This is a genomic window from Corallococcus sp. AS-1-12, from assembly GCF_020036995.1.
GTDB lineage: Bacteria > Myxococcota > Myxococcia > Myxococcales > Myxococcaceae > Corallococcus.
Genome location: NZ_JAIQDD010000045.1, coordinates 17,802 through 36,412, shown reverse-complemented (window position 1 = coordinate 36,412; position 18,611 = coordinate 17,802). Strand labels below are relative to the sequence as shown.

Sequence of the window (18,611 nt, the reverse complement as noted above, 5' to 3'; positions counted from 1 at the left end):
AAGAATGCAGGACTTGGTTGATGTGGGGCAGAACGTTTCGATCTTGCCGTACGTCTGGACCGACTCTCGATTCTTGTTTGGCGAGTATGAGATTTGGCCAAATACAGCTGAAATGTGGCTGGAGATTGTTGGCGCGGATCGCAGTGCATTTACCAACTCGTACAGAAATAGCGGCGGAAGCCCAGTGGGTGCGCGTGCGAGTTTGCTCAGCAGAAGAGATCGTGGCCATGCTTCATTTTCGCAGTTTAGAGATGTCGTAAATGCGCTTTCGACGATGCTCTGGCTGTCTGGCAGTCGTGCGTCGGATTCGTGGGCGTTCGAAACATGGCCTCTTCCTCAGAACAATGATTTGGATGAGCCGTTTGTGCGGGAGGGGAAGTTTAGCCGCAATCACACGTCGCCGCGCAGGGATAAATTCTATCCAACAGTATATATGCGCACTATCCGTCTCAATCAGAGGCAGATTGAGAGATACGTGCCCTGGTTCACCGAGGAACTCAAAAAGCCCAGGCGTGAATCAATTGTCGTGGCGATGTCCCACTTTCATCGTGCCAGATATGAAACCCATTACTTCTCATCTCCATTTGACGACGTTGAGACGATTTGGTCTGGCTTTGAGTCGATGTTTCACTTTCCATATCCATGGGGCTCGAGTCTACGTGGTCGTGATGACTATCTTTTGGCTTGCCTTAAGGGTGAGCTTGGTTCCCTTGATTTGAGTGGTGATTTTTGGGAGGGATTGGAGTGCTGGGTTCGTCGGGCATATGAGGTGCGATGCCTTCATACTCATGGCGACGATGTTCGCATGGAGTTACTGCGGCTTGAGCGCTATGGGATTGGATTAGTTGACTTCGGATTGTCTCTTGCCGAGGTGATTATTCGAGCGAGGTCGGTCCCATCTGAGCAGTCGAGGATTGTTAGGCTCGGGGTGGGGTTGGAGCTTGAGCAGTATTTTAGTTGGCGGATAGTGGTTGATGGAGTGGTTCGAATTTTGAGGGGGATGGATAGAAAGGAGATTTATCCGGGAGGAGGACAGTCGGAAGTTGAGGAAGTTGGTGAGCTTATTGGGCTTTTGAAACGTTTGGTTTCATTTCGTGAAGTCTATAATGATTATGAAGAAAATAGATCGGTTGCTAGCGCCAGGCAGAAGCTTGGACTGGCGCTGTCCGCCTGGGCGAACGACCTAGTGCGGTCTTCGCCGACAGGAGTGGACATTGGAGCTGTCGCCTACATGCGGGAAGTTATCAGCAGCGGCGTGAGAGACCAGCTTGGCGCAAACGAGATTGACTCGAATCTTGCTGGATATCTTTGTGATGGAATGATGTATAGTGAGACTGCGTATTGGACTGAGGAGGCGACTGGGGGTGACGTGGAGTGTCTGTGCGTTGGCGAGCTCTCGTTCTGGATGTTGGTGGATTCGTTTGTTCGACTTCATGAGATTTATGTCGGATACCGAATGCGCTAGCAGGCCGCTGGAGAGTCTTTCGGGGCCCCAGCGCTCCATTGTTGGGCGGGCATGCCTTTGGAGGCTCGCCCCACAGCTCGTAGGTCCAAAGATGCTTGGGTCCCTTTTCGCTCCTCTGGAATTGGCGGCTCATCGTGAGTTGAGGAGAGCAATTTCTGCGACTGCCCGTCCGTCTGCTGGATGAACAGCGCGCGCTCCCGGGCGGTTACGAAGGCCGCCGCGTAATCCTCGGTATGGAGGCACACCTCCACTTCGACGCACGCCGCCCGCTGTCCTGGGCGGTGCGTGCGTGCGAGGAGCTGCTCCCAGAGGGCCCCATCCGAGGGCGGCGTCACCACGAGGTTTCGGGAGAACTGCTGGAGGTTCTTCCCCGTCGCGTGGGCCTTGATGCTTGCGACGATGGAGCGCCGGCCGCTCTCCATGAGGATGGCCTCGGACGCGGCCAAGCCTCCGCCGTAGTACGGCACTCCAGCCGCGCGGGCAATGCGCTCCCCCAGCTCCGGGAACTCCACCCAGACGATGCCTACCCGCGAGCGCGCCCACTCCGCCGCATCCTGAATCAGGAAGTCCGACACCCAGACGGCCTCGGGCTCGGGCTGGACCTCATCGTGAATCTCCGCCCAGTCCCGCCACGTCTCCGCTTCCCAGACGGGCTTGTCGCCCTCGTAGGGCGGGGATAGGTGTGCGCGGATGGCGGCCTTCGTGAGCAACCCCGGTGAGTCCAGGTGCTCGCGTCGCTTGCCCTTCAGCTCCTCCCAAACTTCCTTGTTCCACGCCTTCCGCCGCGCGAACCACTTCTCCACCAGCTCCGGTGGCTCGCCCCTCGGGTAGCGCCAGCGGTGGAAGAAGCCGGCCGACAGCTGCCGCGCGCAGGCCATGGCCTGGAGCTGCTCCTGGAACTGCTCCCCGTCCGGACGCTCTCCCGCGTGCGCCAACTCGATGAAGGCCAGCACCTCGGCCGGCACCGGGCCCAGGTGGCGCGGGCGGATGACGAGGGGCTTGTCCAGGGCACTCTCCTCCGTCGCCACCACGCCGCGCGTGTCGTTGCGGCGGCGCCCGAAGCCTTCGCGGACGTGCTCCCCTGGCTCACACAGACGCTCCAGTGCGCCGGGTGGAGCCACCACCTTGCCCGGGTCCAGCGCCGTGCCCCACTCCTCCACGACGTGGTGCGCGAGCGGTAGGGGTGAGCCCTCGCGCAGCGCCAGCCGCGACAGGTGCGCGTAGTCCTTGATGCTCTTGGACGCGAAGGTGCCGGACAGCGCCACGAGCCTCGTCTCCGGACGCTTCTCGAAGTAGCGGAGGAAGCGCCCGGTGCGCGAAGCCTTGGGGTCCTTGAGGTTGTGCGCCTCGTTGAGAATGACGAGGTCCGGGCGGATGCGCTCCAGGAGGTTCGTGGCCTCCTGGCTGGAGAGCTTGTTGTAGGTGATGACGTGCAGCACCGGCCGGCCGGGCCAGAACCACCGTCCGCCCGCGAGGTTGGGAAGGCGCCAGTGCGCGCCGTAGTAGTCCCACTCCGCGTTGAACTGGGGCAGGAGGCTCGCGGGGATGAAGAGGCAGGCCACGCGGCAGCTCGGCATGACCATGGGCATGAGGAAGGTAGTCAGCTCCTTTCCGTGGCCAGTGCCGATGGGCCCCAGCAGTCCGCCCACGCGCGAGGCCTCCAGCAGTGCCAGGGCCTGGATGCGCCGGAGCCGCGAGGGGCATGGACGCGGCGCGCAACTGCACGGCCCCGGAGGCGCGCGCAGCTGGGACTCCAGTGCTTCGAGGTCCGCCGCCGCGTAGGACGTGGCGAGGTCGCGGCGCGGCAGCGCGAGAATGCGCGAGAGGTCCGACGACCAACCCACGGGCGAGCGGCCAGTGCGCGAGAAGTCCACCGCGACGGATGCACCGTCCTGGGGCGTGGACGGCCGTGGCGTGACGCCGAAGCGCTGGAGGAGGCCCACGGTTACCGCACGCCCCGGACGAAGTGTCCCGCGCCGCAGAGAGGCTCCAGGGCTTCCACGGCCACCTGCATCAACTCGCTGCCCGCCACGCCCAGCGCGGCGTAGGTGCCGGGCTCGGGAGGCTCGGCGCGGATGGTGGCGGCCAGGACGCCCTTCCACTTCCCGTAGGCAAGGGGCGAGTCATTGGGGGCGACGCGGATGTCCACGACGCCGCACTCCTGCTCAATCTTCGCCACCTTGCGGCCGACGTAGCTGGCGAGCGGCTCGGCGGGGCAGTTGGGCACGCAGTCCACGAACAGGGACAGGCCGTGCGCGGCCTCCATCTCCGCCTTCGTTCGGCGCTTGCGGCGCGGAGCCTCGTCGCTGGCCGGCGCGGACGCGAGCGCCGGATCGCTCTTGGGCGCATCGGGAGGCAGCACGGCGGCCAGCTCTTGCTCGGGGGCAGTCGGGGTCGGCGCGGTGGACGTGGCGGACTTCGTAAGGCGGTTGACGAGGGACATGGGCGGCTTTCCTTGGGACTGCGTGTTGAGACACTGCGTCTGGAAGGGGCACCCGCCGTACTTCTGGCAGGCACCCCAGTTGGGCTTCACCTGGTTGGGGGACGTGGCCCGAGCGACGTCGCGCATGTGGCGCGCCATCGGGTCGATTCGGGCGCGCCACTCCTCGCGGACGTGCTCGGCGCTGACGGTGGCGACGACGGAGCGGGACTCCCGCGCACCGCGCGTCTGGAAGTAGAGGTGCTCCAACTCCAGCCGCTTCAGCCCCGGGAAGCGCTCGGCGGCGAGGACAGCCCAGTAGCCGTAGCCCACCATCTGGATGCCGGCGTCATGGGCGGCGGAGGCGAGCTGCTCGGGCGTCGCGGCGTAGCGGGCGATGGATGACGTGGTCTTGTGGTCCGTGATGCGCAGCACGCCCTGGGCGAGGTGTCGCGGGTTGACGAGGTCGATGAATCCGGTGAGCGGAACGCCATCCGCGAAGAGGGGCGAGGGTTCGCCGAAGTGCTCCTCCACCAGCAAGTCCGGCCCCGGCTCGGGGAGCAGGTGCTTGCCGGCCGCAGCGACAGGCCCCAGCACATCCGCGCCCGTGCGCAGGTAGTGCTCCAACTGCGCGTGCGTCGCGGTGCCGACGTCCCGAGCCTTGGAGGGCCGCTCGGGAAGTCGGAGCACCTTGGCGAAGAACCACGCGCGCTCGCAGAGGGCGAACCTTCGCAGTTGCGAGGCGGACAGGTAGCGGAGGATGCCGTCTTCAACGGCGTGGGACTTCGGTGCTTCGCGGGCGAGACTCACCCCCATTCAATGGGGGCAACTTCCAGCCGTGGCTTCAATCGCGCTCGAATTGCGCTCCCGTGTTGACGAGCGCGGGCGCTCGCTCCTCGGGCGCGGTGCGCAGCGCCTCGGGCACCACCCAGACGCGCCGCCGCACGGTGGCCACACTCTGGATGCGCTTGCGGAAGCCGAGGTCCCGCAGGACGCTGGCGATCTCCCGGTCTGTCACCGCGTTGAGGTTGCCCTTGAGGACGCTCAGGGCCTCTTCCGCCACCGTCAGCAGGGGCACCTCCACCGGCCGGCGCGCGGGCGGCATGCGCAGCAGCCACTGGACGATGGCGTCGCGCTTCCCGTCATTCGGCGTCTCGCTGCGCTCCCTCGCCTGGGACTCGGCGCGGGCGGCCTCCTCCTCGGTGAGCCACCACTTCTCGCCCTTCTGGAAGCGCGCCACGGCCTCCGCCCATAGCTGCGCCCGGTCTGCCCTCAGTGCCTCGATGTCGATGGACGTGCACCGCACCGGCCACCAGCGCCGATAGCCGCTGGGGTCGTTACGCAGGTACTCCTCGCTGTTGGTGGTGCCGACGAAGACGCACCGCCGCGCCGTGCGCACCGTGACGCGCCCGTAGGGTGGCCGGTAGGTGTCCTCGCTGCGCGACACGTAGGCCTTGAGGGCTTGCACGTCCGACGCGCGCCGGACGGCGTCCAGCTCCGCCAGCTCAATCACCCAGAACTGCGACGCGAGCGCAGCGGAGTCCTTGTGGCCGATGTCCAGCGTCGCGTCGCTGTACCACGCGCCCGCCAGCACCCGGAACGCGGTGGACTTCCGCAGGCCTTGGGCGCCCTCCAAAATCAGCACCGTGTCCACCTTGCAGCCCGGCTTGAGGGCCCGCGCCACGGCGCTGATGAGCCACTTGGGGCCGATGGTGCGCAGGTGCTCCGTGTCGCCGCTGGCGCCCAGGTAACGCTCCAGGAAGGCGTCGATGCGCGGCGTCCCGTCCCAGACGAGACCCTCCAGGTAGTCCCGCAGCGGGTCGTAGGCATTGGCATGGGCGACTTGCCGGAGCACGTCTCGCACCTGGGCCGGGCGCGGCATGAGGCCGAGGCGTCCGTAGCTGCTTCCCTGGAGCCAGACGGCAATCTCCGCGTCGAGGCCGTCCTGGTGCACGTCCGCGCGCAAGGGGCTGCCCGCGTGCTCGATTTCCTTCGTCACCTCGTTGAAGCGCAGCGTGCCGCGCCACTCCGGGGAGTGGAGAAGGATGGCGTAGATGTTCGCCTCGCAGTTGCGAAGCCGCGTTTCCCCGTCGCGAGTCTCGTAGGTGAGCAGCGCCTTCCCCCAGGCCTCGGGGGCTGGCTGTCCCTCGTCCACGGGAAGCAGCGGCTGGGCGGGCGTTTCCAGCAGCGCGGCGAGGGCATGGTTCTCCGCGAGCCGCTTCTCGTCGCGCTCCACCTTCCGGGCGCGAGCGCGGTGCAGCTTCTTCAGCGCCTCGGCGACCAGGTGCTCGGTGCCCTCGCCCCAGTCCGTGGCCGCGAAGCAGGGGCGCAGCAACTCCACGATGGCGGCGTCCGCCGTGTTGTTGGGCAGGCAGAAGGCCACGGTGCTCATGAGCTGCTGGAGGGTGGTGTCCTGGCTGCCGATGGGCGCCAGGGCTTCGCCGCGAAGCACCCGGGCGATGAGGGCCTTGTTCTCCGGACGCGCGTGGCGGCGAAGCAACGTGGAGAGGTGCTGCATGTCCAGCGCGCCGGACTCCGAGTCCACGGGACTGGATGGCGCCACGGGCGGAGGGACGGCCAGCAACGGGCGCGTGCGCGCCGATGCCAGGAGGGCGTCGACGTCCAGCGGCTTGCCTTCCGCGCTCTCCGCGAAGCACTCGGCGCCCTCGGGGGCGTCGGGCAGGAAGTAGATGCGCGACAAGTCCTTCGTGGCGGGGTCCACCGGGACACGCAGCATGGCCTCGGCGGCGGCGCGCACCGTGGGCCACTCGCGCGGGAGCACGGGCCGACTCAACGGCATGATGAGCCGCAGCGAGAAAAGGGGTGGCCGGTAGCTGTGCGTGGTGTGCAGGGCGTAGGCGTAGCCGCTGCTCTCCAAGTCGTTGAGGGGGGCGAGCTGTTCGGCCTTCAGGTGGTCCAGGTCGAAGACGGCCAGCGTCACGGCGTTGACGAAGTCCTTGTTGCGGTGCTCGCCGATGTCCACGGGACTCCAGGCGAGGCCGTCCTTCGCGGGGCACTTCTTGTCGCAGGGCGTCTTGGGGCACTGGCTCCTGCGGTGGGTGGTGAGAAGGGCGCGCAGCTGCGTCCAGTCCAACTCCGCGTGACGGGGCTTGTTGTCCTTGGTGGACGTGTAGAAGGCGATTTTCATGCGGAAGGGGTGCTCCAGCCTCTCGGCAGCGGGCCGCGTCCGGCATGGACGGGGGCTCACCTGCTTCAATGGGGGCACTTTTCGCGGGTGGCTGACGAAAGCTGCCCGGCAGGGGCGGGGCGCGGAGGGCTGCACCTCAAGCACCACACACAAGGGTGTGTTTCCTCTCTCCTATAGACGCGCGTGTATGCGTATATGTATTTCTCTTTTTCTTTCTCTTCTCTACGGAAGATAGAGAACGAGAGTGGTGTGTGTGCAGGGGCTGCGCCTGGGCCGCCTCCCTGCCGCACTCTCCAGCGCCGACGCCGATTTTCTGAGCCACGCCGGAGAGTTGCCCCCATTGAAGGGGGGAATGGCGAAGACTGCTCAAGTCCCCGAGCCCGTGAAACATCCTGTCAGTGCGGTGGCCCGCGCTGCGCCCGGTGGCGCCCGCCCGCACCCGATGCGGAGGGGGACGAACCCCCAGACGCGAGCCGCGCGCCGCCTCGGCATGTCTCACGAAGCGGATGTTTCACTCTCTGCGGGCGGCATTCCTCCGAGGGTGACATGGCAGGCGGCTTGCTTTGGCGCCGCCCGCGCTGTCGCTGGGGCGACGGCGGCTTTCTCAACGCATGGGAGGCATGGGGGATGATGCGACGGCGGGTGTCGAAGGGTGAGTCGTATGTTTCACGGAGTGTATCGCCACGGCCCGCGACGCCCGATGAACTCGTTCGCGAGATTCACGCACGCCGTGCGGCGGGCGAGTCGGCGCGGGAGCGGAAGTTGACGGACGCACTGTTGCTCCTGCTGGAGCCCCGGCTGCGCCGACAGGCGCGTGGCTTCGCACCGCTGCGTGGCTCGCTGCTGGAGGATGACCTCGTCCAGGTCGCGCTTCTCGAAGCGCTGAAGGCCGTGGGGACATACCGCCCCGAGATGCGTGGCGGGCAGACCTTCGCGACGTGGGTGGCGTGGCGGGCTCGGCGAGCCATCCTGGAGCTGATCCGCTTGCATGGCTCGGACGTCCATCCCTCGGACAGGGCGCAACGTGGGCGCAAGGTGAAGGGGAAGAAGACGGCGAAGGCGCGGAGAACGGCGCTGCTCATGAGCCGCGATGAGCCCTCCGAAGCGCTGCCCGGCTCACTGACGGAGCAGCACGACGCGGCCCTGGCGCTGGAGGTGGGCACCATCGAGGAGCTGTGCACCCTGCGCCTGGAATGCGCCCGTCTCCGGCGCGAGGTGTTGGCGCTGGACCCGAAGCTGCGGGAGCTGCTGGCCCACGTCCACGGACTGGGACAGGAAGCGCGCAGCGTGCGTCAGCTGGCGCGCGAGTGGAACGAACCACGGAGCCGCCTCGACGCCATGCTGGCGCGGGCGCATGCGCAGCTCCGCGAGCGGCTGGCGGAGAAGGCGCGCTGATGCCCGTCGTCGTCGCCCATGGTGGCGGGCCTTGTGCCGCGTGCGGCGCGCTCGTGCTGAAGGGCGAGCGCATCGACTACACGCTTGGGACGGGGCCGCGTCACCTCGCGTGCGCGGACAAGTTACCCGAGCTGCGCCGCAACCAGCACGCCGCGCCTTGCGTCCTGTGCGGCGTCAGACTGTCGCGGGGCCAGGGAGCCCTGTCCGTGACGGAAACGTGCAGCGGTGAGGCGTATACGCGGCGCTGGGCGGTGTCCTGCGTGGACTTCCTGGCCTGCCACGAGCGCATCGCGGCGGGCCTGCCCGGATTGCAGTCACGTTGAACATGGCTTGAGGCCCCCCGGGTCCAGATTTGGGACGGTCGTCCCTTTCCTGCCTTGCTCGGCGGGCCCCCACGCCTGAAAAACTCCGAGAAAATCGCGCCGGGGCCTGGGTTTTGACGGGCGTGATGCATGAGTTGGAGAAAAACACCGCCAGAAATTGCCCCCATTGAAGAGGGGAATGGCACGTCCAACCAAGCTGACACCCGAGATTCAGGCCGCCATCTGCGCCCACCTGGAGCGCGGCCTCTTCCGTCGCGCAGTGGCCGCTCTCGTTGGCGTTGACGACCAGACCCTCTCCCGTTGGTTCCACCGGGGCGCGGGAGAGGAGCGCGGCCTTTACCGGGACTTCTTCCTGGCGGTGAGCGCGGCGGAAGCGCGCTTCATGCAGTCCTCCACGGAGATGTTGCTGGCGACAGCGGCCAACAACCCGCGACATGTCCAATGGCTGCTGTCGCGGCGCTTCCCGGAGCTGTACGGCCGGCGCGACAACGTCGAGGAGAAGGCGCCCGAGGATAGGGCCGCTGACGAAGTGGCCCTGCGTGAGCTGCTGATGGAGCGGCTGGGCCGCTTCCTGCCGGACGCCCCCGAGGCCATGCCGGATGCTAGCAGCGCTGGAGGCGACGATGCGTCGTGACGCCTTCGGCTTCTCGGGGATGCTGGAGAAGCTCTCTCCGGACGAGTCCCCCGCCGAGTACCTGGTGAGGCACGCGGGCACGCGCGAGGGCCTCGCGCGCCTCTTCGGGAAGCTCACCCATCCCGAGGTGGAGACCCTTGTCCATGACCTGGACTTCTGGGCGCGGCGCGAGCAGGTGCCGCCCACGTCGTTCTCTACCTGCTTCATCATGGCGGGACGGGGCTTCGGGAAGACGTGGAGCGGGGCCCGGTGGGTAATTCAGAAGGCCCGCGAGGCGAAGACGATCGGGGCGCTCATCGGCCCCACGGCGGCCGACGTGCGCGACACCATGATTCGAGGCTCCAGCGGCATCCTGGCCCTGTCCCCGCCCTGGTTCATGCCGGTGTACGAGCCCAGCAAGCGCCGGGTGACGTGGCCCAACGGCGTCTATGCCATCTGCTACTCGGCGGATAAGCCAGACCGGCTGCGCGGCCCCAACTGCGGTTGGGCCTGGGGCGATGAGCCGGCCTCCTGGAAGCACGAGATGGCGGCCCTCGACCAACTCCCCATGGTGCTGCGCATCGGCAGCGCCACTCACCCGCCCCAGCTGCTGCTCACTGGGACGCCCCGGCCGCTGAAGAAGCTGGAGGAGTTGCTGTTCTCCGACGCCGAGGCGAAGACGCTGCGGCCGGGCGTGGTGCTGCGGACGGGCTCCTCGCTGGCCAACCGCGCCAACCTCGCGCCCAGCGCCGTCGCCACGATGCGCGCCCTCATGAATACGCGTTGGGGCCAGCAGGAGGTGCTGGGCCGACTGCTGATGGACGTGCCCGGCGCCATCTTCGGCTCGGCGAAGTGGGGCCGCGTGGATGCGGATGTCCACGAGTACGCGCGCGGCCTGGACCGGCGGATTGTCTCTGTGGATCCAGCGCCCACCAGCGAGACGGGCTCGGACGAGACGGGCATCGTCGTCCAGGGCGTGAGATGCAGTCCGCTTGTTGGGACGGATGGAGCGCCCCTCAAGCGCGTGTCGGTGCTCAAGGACGCGAGCCTCCGGGGCTCGCCGCGTGAGTGGGCCGCCGCCGCGATTCGGGAGTACCTGGCCTTCGGCTGCGATGCCCTGGTGGCGGAGGTGAACTCGGGCGGGGAGATGGTGGAGACGACCATCCAGACCGTGGCCTCGGAGATGGGCGTCCAGGTCAACGTGAAGCCGGTGCGCGCCCGAGAAGCGAAGTCGAAGCGTGCCGAGCCGGTGAGCGCCCTGGCCGAGACGGGCCGCATCGAACTGGTGGGCACCTTCCCGAAGCTGGAGGCGCAGCTCGCCAAATTCAGCGGTGTCAACGGACGCCGCGATGACCGCGTCGATGCACTTCTCTGGGGGACCCACGAATTGGTCTTCGCGGATTCCTTCTTCTGCTTGTGAGGCCTGCGATGGGTTTGTGGGAGCGGATGAAGTCGGCGGTGGTGCGTCCACCGCGACAGGGGACGGGGCTGGAGCTGGCGCGCTGGCAGCAGGCGCCACCGCGCCGGGGCACCGCGCAACTGTTGGCGGCGTACCGCGAGATGCCCTGGCTCCGGGCCGTCGTTGACGTGGTCGCGGATTCAGTGGCCGGGGTGAACTGGCGCGTGTACCGCCGCGTCTCGCTGAAGGGCGAGCCGGTGAAGGACTACGCCCTGCGCAGCGCGACGCGCGAGGTCCGCGCCATGCGGTTGAAGTCCATGCTGGATGCGGGCGAGGTCCAGGAGGTGCCGGACCATCCGATTCTGCGGATGCTCGCGGACCCGAACGACTACCTGACGGGCCGCTCCGTGACGAAGCTGGTGCAGGTGTACCTGGACCTCGTCGGCGAGGCCTTCCTGGTGCTGGAGCGCGTGGCGGGCTTCCCCGTGGGCTTCTGGCCGGTGCCTCCGAACCTCGTCATCCGCCTACCCGCGATGGACGTGCCGCGCGAGCAGCGGACGTTCACCGTCTCCGTGGGCGGCGTCACGCGGGAGATTCCGGCGGCGGACGTGCTCCACTTGCGCAACCTCGACCCGGAGGATCCACTCGGTCGCGGTGTCGGCCCGGCCTTCGCGCTCGGAGACGAACTGGACACGGACGAGTTCGTGGCGCGGTTTCTCCGCGCGAGCTTCTGGAACAACATGCTGCCGCCCGCCATCGCGTCGATTGAGGGACTGACGGATGCAAACAGTGCGGGGGCGAAGGCCTTCAAGGAATCCCTGGCGCGCGAGCACCAGGGGCCGGACAAGGCGGGGAAGCTGCTCCTCACCAGCGGACGGGTGACGTTCGCGCGCCTCGACACCAGCTTTCGCGACATGCAGTTGGTGGAGTTGCGGAAGTTCCTGATGAACTTCGTGCGGATGACCTACCGGGTACCACCCGAAATCGTGGGCGACATCTCCAGCTCGAACAAGGCGACGGCCTTCGCCGCGCGGGAGAACCTCGCCGAGCAGGCGACCTTTCCGCGCATGGAGTTCCTCCGGACGGAGTACCAAATGCGGCTGATGCCCCTGTTCGGCGATGGGGAGGCCATCCTCGACTATGACAGCCCCGTGCCGGCGGACCGCGAGCACCAGCTGCGCGTCATGAGCACCATGCCGGAGGCCTTCAGCTACACGGAGTGGAGAGAGTTGGCGGGCTTCAAGCCGGACCCGAACCGTCAGGGCTATCCACTTCCAATGCCGGGGCAGGTGACAGAGGGGCATGCGCCTCTGTCACCTAATGACTGAAATCCAGTGCCCCTGTGGTGGGGAATGAATCTGAGCCTCTTCGCTTGCCTGGAGACGCTAGCTGCATGGCGTGCCTCACGACTTCTTCACTGGTTCTCGCCGAGGTAGTCTCCTCGGAATGGTCAAGAACTCAAGAGATGATTTTCCTCCTAGCGTGAAGGATAAGCTCGCCAAGCGAGTTGGCTATCTTTGCTCAATCTGCGAGGTATCAACTTCCGGGCCGAGCGACGAGACGAGTGGCTCAGTCAACAATATTGGTGTGGCCGCTCATATTGCTGCTGCGGCTGGAGGGCCTGGTGCTCGGCGCTACGATGCGTCAATGACGCCGGCAGAGCGAAGCTCAATTGAGAATGGAATCTGGCTGTGTCAGTCGTGTTCGAAAAAAATCGATGGCGACGCGGCAACATACACCGTCGCTGCTCTTCTTGAACTCAAAAAGAAGGCCGAATCCACTGCAAAGAAGCGACATGGCAGAAAGATGGCTAGTTCGGAGGGAAATGACTCCGAGATAAAGCCAGTCCTGCATGGTGCCTCGTTTGACGAAACGCATCGCGCCGTGATTGTTTGTGCGGATATTGAGAATGTCGGCAGGCGTTCGACAACCGTCGGACGGGTCAGTCTTGAGATTGCTGGTCGGATTCATCAGGCAAGCAGTCCTCCGCAAGGAATTGTCTTGCATGGGAGAGATTGGTTTAAGTTGCCTGTGCATCGACTAAGGGGAAACGATTTCTTTCTTGGGGCATGGCACTTCGGATTCAGTTTCCCCTCGGGCGGTGAGCGTATTGAGCTGCCTATTGGAACGACTGAGGCGGTTCTACGGTTGTCCGCAGCGGGCGGTAACGATCAGTCTATTCATCTGAGAATTGAACGAGCATACGTCCAGCAGCAGGATTCCGTGGTTGCGTGGCGCAGGGTTTTCGGCTTTCCCGATTCTGGCGACGAATAGGCCCCATGTTCGAAGGAAGAAGCGTCACTCGGCTTCTACCTGTGGCGCCACTCTCAGAAATTGCCCCCATTGAAGAGGTGAATGCACAAGCCTCTTCAGAGAACCCGCCGCCTCGTCGCCCAGAAGGACGCCCCGTCCCCTGTTGAGGGGCGGCCGAAGGTCTTTACCTTCCGCGCGAATGACGGGGACTACGACAGGTATTCCGACCGCCTGTCCGTCCAGGGCTGGCGGTTGGACTCCTACGCGGCGAACCCTGTCGTCCTCTACATGCACGACGACGGCTCTGGCGGCCTGTTCGGCGCGGGCCGCACCGACGTCCTCCCCATTGGCAAGGGCCGCGCCTACGTCCAGGGCGACGCCCTCCTGGTGGATATCGAGTTCGACCAGGACGACGAGTTTGCCCGGCGCGTCGAGCGCAAGGTGGAGAAGGGCATCCTCAACGCGGTGAGCGTGCGCTACCGCATGCTGCGCTACCACGAGAACGAGCGCGGCGGCTTCGACTGCGACGAGCAGGAGCTACTCGAAATCTCCGTCGTCACGATTCCGGGCAACCAGCGCGCGGTGCGGCTGAAGAAGCATGCCGACGAGCGCGCCGCTCTCATCCGCGACATTGCCCAGGCGGTGGTGAAGGCCCTGGGCCGCAAGGCCCGAAAGAAGCGCAAGGCCGCGCCGCCCGCTGCACCTCCCTCCCTGTCCGAGTCCGACACCCACGCCCTCGCCGCGCACACGGCGCGGGCCCTCTTGCAGCACCTCCAGGAGAAAGCATGACCCCCGAAGAGATGAAGGAGATGGCGAAGACGCTGGGCCCGCTGGTGGCCTCGCAGCTGGTGGAGCAGTCAAAGGGACACCGGGACGGCTACGCCGGCCTGCTGGGGCCCAAGGCGGCCGACACCGTGCCCGAGGAGCCCCGCCGCGCGCCGATCACCGGCAAGCACATGACGGAAGGCACGGGCCTGAACCTCATCCGCTTCGTGAAGGCGAAGGCCGTGGCGCGCATGGAGGGGCGCAACGTGGTGGACGTGCTGAAGGGCTGGGGCGACGAGGTGGTGAGCAAGGCCCTCTCCCAGGGCAACTACTCGGGGATGGGCTCCCTGGTGCATCCCCAGTTCGCCTCCGAGTTCATCGAGCTTTTGCGCAACAAGGCGGTGGTGCGGCAGGCCGGCGCCCGCGTCATCCCCATCGGCGCGTCGCTCACCTTCGACAGGCAGTCCAGCACGGGCACCGCCTTCTACGGCGGGGAGACGTCCGCGATTCAGGAGTCGGAGCCGGGCACGGACTCCGTCTCCCTCTCGGAGAAGAAGCTCACGGCGCTGACGGCCGTCCCCAACGACCTCATCCGCAACGCCTCCATCAACGCGGAGGAGTTCATTCGCAACGACTTGCTCAACGTCATGGCGCTGCGGGAGGACGCGGCCTTCCTCCGGGGTAGCGGCACGCAGCTGGAGCCCCGAGGCATCCGCAACCAACTGGACGCGGCCCACGTCTACGCGGAGACGGTGGCCGCGGCGGGCGCGCCCACACTGCTGGAGATGAAGAAGGAGCTGAACAAGGCGAAGCGGAAGCTGAAGAAGGCCAACGTGCCCATGGTGCAGCCCGTATGGCTGATGGCCCCGGGCGCGGAGACGGCCATCCTGGATGCGGTGGGCCCTGGCGGTGAGGGCTACAACGCCCTGGAGCGGGAGATGGTGGAGCGCGGGACGCTGCGCGGCCTGCCCTTCTTCGTCTCCAACCAGATTCCCGAGACGCTCGGCGCGGGCAATGCCCGCTCGGAGCTCTACCTCGTGGACATGTCCGAGGTGCTCATCGGCGAGTCCATGGCGCTGGAAATCGAAGTCTTCCCCAACGGGGCCTTCACGCGTGGCGGCCAGCTGGTGTCCGGCATTTCCACGGACCAGACGGTTCTGCGCGCGATTACCAAGCACGACCTGGCCATGCGGCACCGACAGGCCGGCGTGGTGGTGAAGGACTTGAGCTGGGGCAGCAACTGACCGGGGCCGCGCCCCACGAAAGGAAGGACACCATGAGCGCTCCACACATCAGCCAGATTGGCGCCTACGTCGCCGCGCGCCTGGGGACGGCCCCCGCCGCGCTGCCTGCCGGGACGCGGCAGGGGCCGGGCCACGACAGGCTTCTCCTTGGCGAGAGCTGCGTCCTCGTCGCCGCGACGGGCGCGGTGACGGGCGGCCCCACCGCGCAGGGCTACGAGGTGCGGCTTCAGCACTCCAGCGACAACGGGGCCTCCGACGCATGGGCGGACTACGTGCCGGCCGGGCCGGGCTCGGCCTCCGTGCAGCTGACGGCGGCCAACGCCTTCGCCGAGAAGGACGTGGACCTGGGCGCGGCGAAGCAATTCGTGCGCGTGGCGGAAGCCACGACGCTGACGGGCGGGACGTCGCCCAGTCTCCAGGCGTGCGCCTTCGTCGTCTTCGGCGGCGCCCTGACGCTGCCGGTGTGAGGCCATGGCGAACCCTGCGGACCTCTGCATTGCCGCCGCCGTGGCGGAGGACTTGGGCGTAGCGGTGACACCGCGCCTGGAGTCCCTCGTCACGGCGGCGAGCCGGGCCGTTGCTGGCTACTGCGGCCGAGTCTTCGAGTACGGCCAGGGCCTCGTGGAGTACCCGGCCGGCTACGGGCGCCCGCTGCTTCTCCTGGAGCGCCCGCCTGTCGTCCTGGTGGTGGGTGTCTGGGAGGCCGGCGCCTTCGTGCCGGCCGAGGAGTACGAGAGCCACGGGAAGCTGGCGGACGCCGGCATGCTGTACCGCAAGCGCGGCGTGTGGCGGATGACGGCGCGCATGGGCGGGCTGGTGGTGGAGACGGTGGACAGCTTCCAGGGCAGCGCGGACGGCCTCCGCGTCGTCTACGACGGAGGCTTCGTGACGCCCGGACAGCGGGCCTTGGACGCCGCGCGAGTGGTGACGCTGCCGGAGGACGTGCAGGAGGCCGCCATCCTCACGGCGGTGCAGCTGTACCGCTCGCGCGGCGTGGACGCGATGGTGGCCAGTGAGTCCATCGGCGATTGGTCCGTCAGCTACTTCGCCGCGAAGGCCGAGGGGAAGAGTCCCATCCCTGGCGCGGCGCAGGCGTTGCTCGCGCCCTACGTGATTCACCGGGTGAGCTGATGGCCACGCCTTCGGACACCTTCCGGCAGTCCGTTGCCTTCGCGGTGCTGACGGGCCGCGACGCGCACGGCAAGCCAGCGCTCGGGCCCGTGGCAACGGCGCGGGCGCGCGTGCAGCCCTCGCGGCGCCTCATCCGCGACGCCAACGGCAACGAGCAGCTGGCCACGCACGTCGTCTACACGGACGCGCCCCTGACGTTGCAACACCGCGTCTGGCTGCCGGGCGAAGACGTGGCGGACTTCAACCGCGCGCGGCGTCCTGTGGCGGTGGACGAGTTTGTGGACGGCTCCGGGGCCGTGCGCTTCCGGAAGGTGTGGTTTTGATGCGGGACATCGCTTCGGAGTTGGCGGTGCTGCTGGAGGGCGCGGGCCTTGGACTGGTGCGCCCGCCCTCTCCAGGAGCCAACCTTTTCACGGCCCCCATGCCCGAGGAGGACGGCGACGTGCCGGACCAGGCCGTGGCGCTGGTGGCAACTGGCGGCGCCGGGCCCCAGCCGTACGTGGGCCAGGGGCGCGCGGCATACCTCACGCCGGGCTGTCAGCTGAGAGTCCGCTCGGCGCGCGAGGACTTCGAGGGCGGGCAGCGGCTCGCCCATGCCGTCTTCGCGGCCCTCAACCAGTCGGCCCTCGTCCCTTACTCCGTGGTGCGCGCGGAGGAAAGCGCACCGGCATACCTGGGGACGGACGGGGCGGACAGACACCGCTGGGCGCTCAATCTCGTGGTCGGACTGTTGAGCGTGCCAGTTGGCATACTCCGCTGAACCGCATCTCGTACGCATGGAGAGGGTAAGCCAATGGAGCCGAAAGGAAGCTACCGCTTCATGAACCAAACGGAACTTGATGAGTTGGTCGAGATGCTGGAGGAAAAGGCGGTCCCCAGGGCTCTTGCCGCTCTTGAGTCGGATGAACTCTTTTGGACGGACGAGTTCATTCGGCCGGCCTACGACGTCCTGCATGATCTGCTGGAATCGCGTGGGGTTTCCGTCCTCTGCCTCAACCCGCTGCCAGCCGAGGGGGTGTTCGTCTACCTCACGGCGGCCACGTATCAAGCCGTTGGCAAGCATCTAGAGATGATGGCGGTCACGTTGTACGGCCAGCCCGAAAGCTGAGCCACACGCGGAAGTTGCCCCCATTGAAGAGGTGAATGCCTCTTCGCGTCCGAATCGATGTCTTGAAGCTGGAGCGCCTGCGCCGCTCACCCAGCGAGGTGCTGCGCGCACTGGACGGCCCGTGCCGGGACATCGCCCGCCTCGCCCTGGACTACTCCCTCTTCCTCGTGCCGGTGGAGGAAGGCGGACTGCGCGACTCCGCCTTCCTGAGCGGCCCCCTCCACAACCTGGAGCGCCTCTCCACGACGTGGACGGCGGGCTATGCGCACCCGGCCGCTGGCCCCATTCATGAGGGCTGGCACTGGGGCTCGCAAGTCTTCCAGTCGCCCCCGCATTTCCTCCGCAAGTCCTTCCGCCGCGCCCGAGGCACGGGCCGCCGCCGCGTGGCCTCCGTGCTGAAGGACTTCCTGGCGCAGCGCTTCCCCTCCCAATGACAGGAGTCGCACCCATGCCGGAACCCCGAGAGGCCTTCTTCGACAAGCTCTACATCCACGCCACAGACACCGCGCCCGTGGAGGCGGACGCGCTGGACGGCGTGCTGGAGGCGCCCGTCAACCGCGCGAAGGACACCGTGGATGCCAACTACTTCGGCGGTGACGGCTACAAGCGCACCAAGGGCACCTGGAAGTCCTTCTCCATTCCCCTGTCGGGACACGTCTTCAAGGGGAGCGCTCCCCAGCAGGTGCTGCGCGCCGCCTTCGAGAGCGACGCCACGGTGTTCTTCACCATCATCGAGGACGAGACGGCGCCCACTGGTGAGCAGGGCTTCCGCTACCCGGTGAAGGTGACGTCCTACGAGGAGGGCCGCAGCGCCTCCGACGTCGTCACCTTCTCCGCCACCCTCTCCGGCCAGGGCGCGCCCGTCCCTGTGTAGCCGGGCCCCTTCTTTCCCTTCACACCCGAGGCACCACCATGTCTGCACCCACTTCGCACCGAAAGCCCCTGGGCACCCGCCGCACCCTCCAGCAGCGCGTCACCCTGGACGGCGCGGACTTCGACGTCTGCCGTCCCACCCTGGGCGAGAAGCTGGACGTCCTCTCTGCCGCGCGCGCCGCTGGCGAACTGGGCCCGGACAGGCAGCCCGTCAACGAGTCCGCCGGGATGATGATGATTGCCCGCATCGCCGTGGCCTGCCTCTACCACCCGGGCACGGCCACGCGCGTCTTCTCCGAGGGCGACGTGGCCGAGGTGAAGAACGAGCCCTGGCTGGAGGAGATTCAGGGGGCGCTCGCCCAGGCCTTCGCGGGCCCGACGCTGGAGGACGCGAAGGGAAACTCCGAGGCCACCCCGAGCTGAGGGCGTTGCACGGGGTGGTGAAGCTGACGGGTCAGTCGCCCGAGGCGGTGCG

The 18,611-nt window shown here is 66.9% G+C and carries 20 protein-coding genes; 17 read left to right on the top strand and 3 right to left on the bottom strand.

All coding sequences use genetic code 11. From position 1 onward, the window contains the following. The first annotated feature begins 4 nt into the window (after positions 1 to 4). Complete coding sequence (locus K8556_RS37225) at positions 5 to 1,465, top strand: hypothetical protein (protein ID WP_223744889.1); 1,461 nt, start codon at positions 5 to 7, stop codon at positions 1,463 to 1,465. Here K8556_RS37225 and K8556_RS37220 read toward each other — a convergent pair. Genes K8556_RS37220 through K8556_RS37210 form a run of 3 tightly spaced genes read right to left on the bottom strand, consistent with a single transcriptional unit; the run spans position 1,462 to position 7,032 of the window. Beyond that, complete coding sequence (locus tag K8556_RS37220; protein WP_223744888.1) at positions 1,462 to 3,408, bottom strand: helicase; 1,947 nt, start codon at positions 3,406 to 3,408, stop codon at positions 1,462 to 1,464. The two genes, K8556_RS37225 and K8556_RS37220, sit on opposite strands and share 4 nt — an antisense overlap. A gap of 2 nt (positions 3,409 to 3,410) precedes the next feature. Further along, entirely contained in the window at positions 3,411 to 4,700 is a 1,290-nt protein-coding gene (locus K8556_RS37215) for a RecB family exonuclease (RefSeq protein WP_370640029.1), read from the bottom strand. A 28-nt stretch (positions 4,701 to 4,728) separates the two neighbouring features. Next, on the bottom strand, positions 4,729 to 7,032 hold the full coding sequence (locus K8556_RS37210; protein ID WP_223744886.1) for a VapE domain-containing protein: 2,304 nt from the start codon (positions 7,030 to 7,032) through the stop codon (positions 4,729 to 4,731). Between the two features lie 762 nt (positions 7,033 to 7,794). Between K8556_RS37210 and K8556_RS37205 the strand changes: the two genes are divergently transcribed. The 16 genes from K8556_RS37205 to K8556_RS37130 all read left to right on the top strand — a co-directional run bounded on the left by K8556_RS37205 (position 7,795) and on the right by K8556_RS37130 (position 18,559). Continuing rightward, entirely contained in the window at positions 7,795 to 8,427 is a 633-nt protein-coding gene (locus K8556_RS37205; RefSeq protein ID WP_223744885.1) for a sigma-70 family RNA polymerase sigma factor, read from the top strand. Next, the gene (locus K8556_RS37200) at positions 8,427 to 8,750 is read left to right on the top strand and encodes a hypothetical protein (RefSeq protein WP_223744884.1); all 324 of its coding nucleotides are present in this window, start codon (positions 8,427 to 8,429) and stop codon (positions 8,748 to 8,750) included. Before K8556_RS37205 ends, K8556_RS37200 begins: the two co-directional genes overlap by 1 nt. Positions 8,751 to 8,928: 178 nt before the next feature. Continuing rightward, positions 8,929 to 9,384, top strand: a complete 456-nt coding sequence (locus K8556_RS37195) for a hypothetical protein (protein WP_223744883.1) — start codon at positions 8,929 to 8,931, stop codon at positions 9,382 to 9,384. Beyond that, complete coding sequence (locus K8556_RS37190; RefSeq protein ID WP_223744882.1) at positions 9,374 to 10,783, top strand: terminase large subunit domain-containing protein; 1,410 nt, start codon at positions 9,374 to 9,376, stop codon at positions 10,781 to 10,783. Before K8556_RS37195 ends, K8556_RS37190 begins: the two co-directional genes overlap by 11 nt. Before the next feature lie 8 nt (positions 10,784 to 10,791). Next, positions 10,792 to 12,090, top strand: coding sequence for a phage portal protein (locus K8556_RS37185; protein WP_223744881.1), 1,299 nt, complete (start codon positions 10,792 to 10,794; stop codon positions 12,088 to 12,090). Between the two features lie 154 nt (positions 12,091 to 12,244). Next, positions 12,245 to 13,036, top strand: coding sequence for a hypothetical protein (locus K8556_RS37180; RefSeq protein WP_223744880.1), 792 nt, complete (start codon positions 12,245 to 12,247; stop codon positions 13,034 to 13,036). Between the two features lie 81 nt (positions 13,037 to 13,117). Beyond that, the gene (locus K8556_RS37175) at positions 13,118 to 13,804 is read left to right on the top strand and encodes an HK97 family phage prohead protease (protein WP_223744879.1); all 687 of its coding nucleotides are present in this window, start codon (positions 13,118 to 13,120) and stop codon (positions 13,802 to 13,804) included. Continuing rightward, positions 13,801 to 15,024 carry a phage major capsid protein gene (locus tag K8556_RS37170; RefSeq protein WP_223744878.1) on the top strand — a complete coding sequence of 408 codons (1,224 nt, stop codon included), beginning with the start codon at positions 13,801 to 13,803 and terminating at the stop codon, positions 15,022 to 15,024. Before K8556_RS37175 ends, K8556_RS37170 begins: the two co-directional genes overlap by 4 nt. A gap of 32 nt (positions 15,025 to 15,056) precedes the next feature. Then, the gene (locus K8556_RS37165) at positions 15,057 to 15,491 is read left to right on the top strand and encodes a hypothetical protein (RefSeq protein WP_223744877.1); all 435 of its coding nucleotides are present in this window, start codon (positions 15,057 to 15,059) and stop codon (positions 15,489 to 15,491) included. Between the two features lie 4 nt (positions 15,492 to 15,495). Further along, positions 15,496 to 16,155: a hypothetical protein gene (locus K8556_RS37160; RefSeq protein ID WP_223744876.1), complete on the top strand. Its 660-nt coding sequence runs from the start codon at positions 15,496 to 15,498 to the stop codon at positions 16,153 to 16,155. After that, positions 16,155 to 16,478 (top strand): hypothetical protein, encoded by a 324-nt coding sequence (locus tag K8556_RS37155; protein ID WP_223744875.1) that lies wholly within the window; start codon positions 16,155 to 16,157, stop codon positions 16,476 to 16,478. Before K8556_RS37160 ends, K8556_RS37155 begins: the two co-directional genes overlap by 1 nt. Next, the gene (locus K8556_RS37150) at positions 16,478 to 16,915 is read left to right on the top strand and encodes a minor capsid protein (RefSeq protein WP_223744874.1); all 438 of its coding nucleotides are present in this window, start codon (positions 16,478 to 16,480) and stop codon (positions 16,913 to 16,915) included. Before K8556_RS37155 ends, K8556_RS37150 begins: the two co-directional genes overlap by 1 nt. Positions 16,916 to 16,975: 60 nt before the next feature. Continuing rightward, on the top strand, positions 16,976 to 17,263 hold the full coding sequence (locus tag K8556_RS37145) for a hypothetical protein (protein WP_223744873.1): 288 nt from the start codon (positions 16,976 to 16,978) through the stop codon (positions 17,261 to 17,263). Between the two features lie 35 nt (positions 17,264 to 17,298). After that, positions 17,299 to 17,697, top strand: coding sequence for a hypothetical protein (locus tag K8556_RS37140; protein ID WP_223744872.1), 399 nt, complete (start codon positions 17,299 to 17,301; stop codon positions 17,695 to 17,697). Positions 17,698 to 17,711: 14 nt separating this feature from the next. Next, the gene (locus K8556_RS37135) at positions 17,712 to 18,137 is read left to right on the top strand and encodes a phage tail tube protein (protein WP_223744871.1); all 426 of its coding nucleotides are present in this window, start codon (positions 17,712 to 17,714) and stop codon (positions 18,135 to 18,137) included. 38 nt (positions 18,138 to 18,175) lie between these two features. Continuing rightward, positions 18,176 to 18,559: a phage tail protein gene (locus tag K8556_RS37130; RefSeq protein WP_223744870.1), complete on the top strand. Its 384-nt coding sequence runs from the start codon at positions 18,176 to 18,178 to the stop codon at positions 18,557 to 18,559. The last annotated feature ends 52 nt before the right edge of the window (positions 18,560 to 18,611 follow it).

Coding starts and splice junctions, on each gene's coding strand:
- K8556_RS37225 (WP_223744889.1), top strand. CDS start 5: ATGCAGGACTTGGTTGATGTGGGGCAGAACGTTTCGATCTTGCCGTAC.
- K8556_RS37215 (WP_370640029.1), bottom strand. CDS start 4,700: ATGGGGGTGAGTCTCGCCCGCGAAGCACCGAAGTCCCACGCCGTTGAA.
- K8556_RS37210 (WP_223744886.1), bottom strand. CDS start 7,032: ATGAAAATCGCCTTCTACACGTCCACCAAGGACAACAAGCCCCGTCAC.
- K8556_RS37200 (WP_223744884.1), top strand. CDS start 8,427: ATGCCCGTCGTCGTCGCCCATGGTGGCGGGCCTTGTGCCGCGTGCGGC.
- K8556_RS37195 (WP_223744883.1), top strand. CDS start 8,929: ATGGCACGTCCAACCAAGCTGACACCCGAGATTCAGGCCGCCATCTGC.
- K8556_RS37190 (WP_223744882.1), top strand. CDS start 9,374: ATGCGTCGTGACGCCTTCGGCTTCTCGGGGATGCTGGAGAAGCTCTCT.
- K8556_RS37185 (WP_223744881.1), top strand. CDS start 10,792: ATGGGTTTGTGGGAGCGGATGAAGTCGGCGGTGGTGCGTCCACCGCGA.
- K8556_RS37175 (WP_223744879.1), top strand. CDS start 13,118: ATGCACAAGCCTCTTCAGAGAACCCGCCGCCTCGTCGCCCAGAAGGAC.
- K8556_RS37170 (WP_223744878.1), top strand. CDS start 13,801: ATGACCCCCGAAGAGATGAAGGAGATGGCGAAGACGCTGGGCCCGCTG.
- K8556_RS37165 (WP_223744877.1), top strand. CDS start 15,057: ATGAGCGCTCCACACATCAGCCAGATTGGCGCCTACGTCGCCGCGCGC.
- K8556_RS37160 (WP_223744876.1), top strand. CDS start 15,496: ATGGCGAACCCTGCGGACCTCTGCATTGCCGCCGCCGTGGCGGAGGAC.
- K8556_RS37155 (WP_223744875.1), top strand. CDS start 16,155: ATGGCCACGCCTTCGGACACCTTCCGGCAGTCCGTTGCCTTCGCGGTG.
- K8556_RS37150 (WP_223744874.1), top strand. CDS start 16,478: ATGCGGGACATCGCTTCGGAGTTGGCGGTGCTGCTGGAGGGCGCGGGC.
- K8556_RS37145 (WP_223744873.1), top strand. CDS start 16,976: ATGAACCAAACGGAACTTGATGAGTTGGTCGAGATGCTGGAGGAAAAG.
- K8556_RS37140 (WP_223744872.1), top strand. CDS start 17,299: ATGCCTCTTCGCGTCCGAATCGATGTCTTGAAGCTGGAGCGCCTGCGC.
- K8556_RS37135 (WP_223744871.1), top strand. CDS start 17,712: ATGCCGGAACCCCGAGAGGCCTTCTTCGACAAGCTCTACATCCACGCC.
- K8556_RS37130 (WP_223744870.1), top strand. CDS start 18,176: ATGTCTGCACCCACTTCGCACCGAAAGCCCCTGGGCACCCGCCGCACC.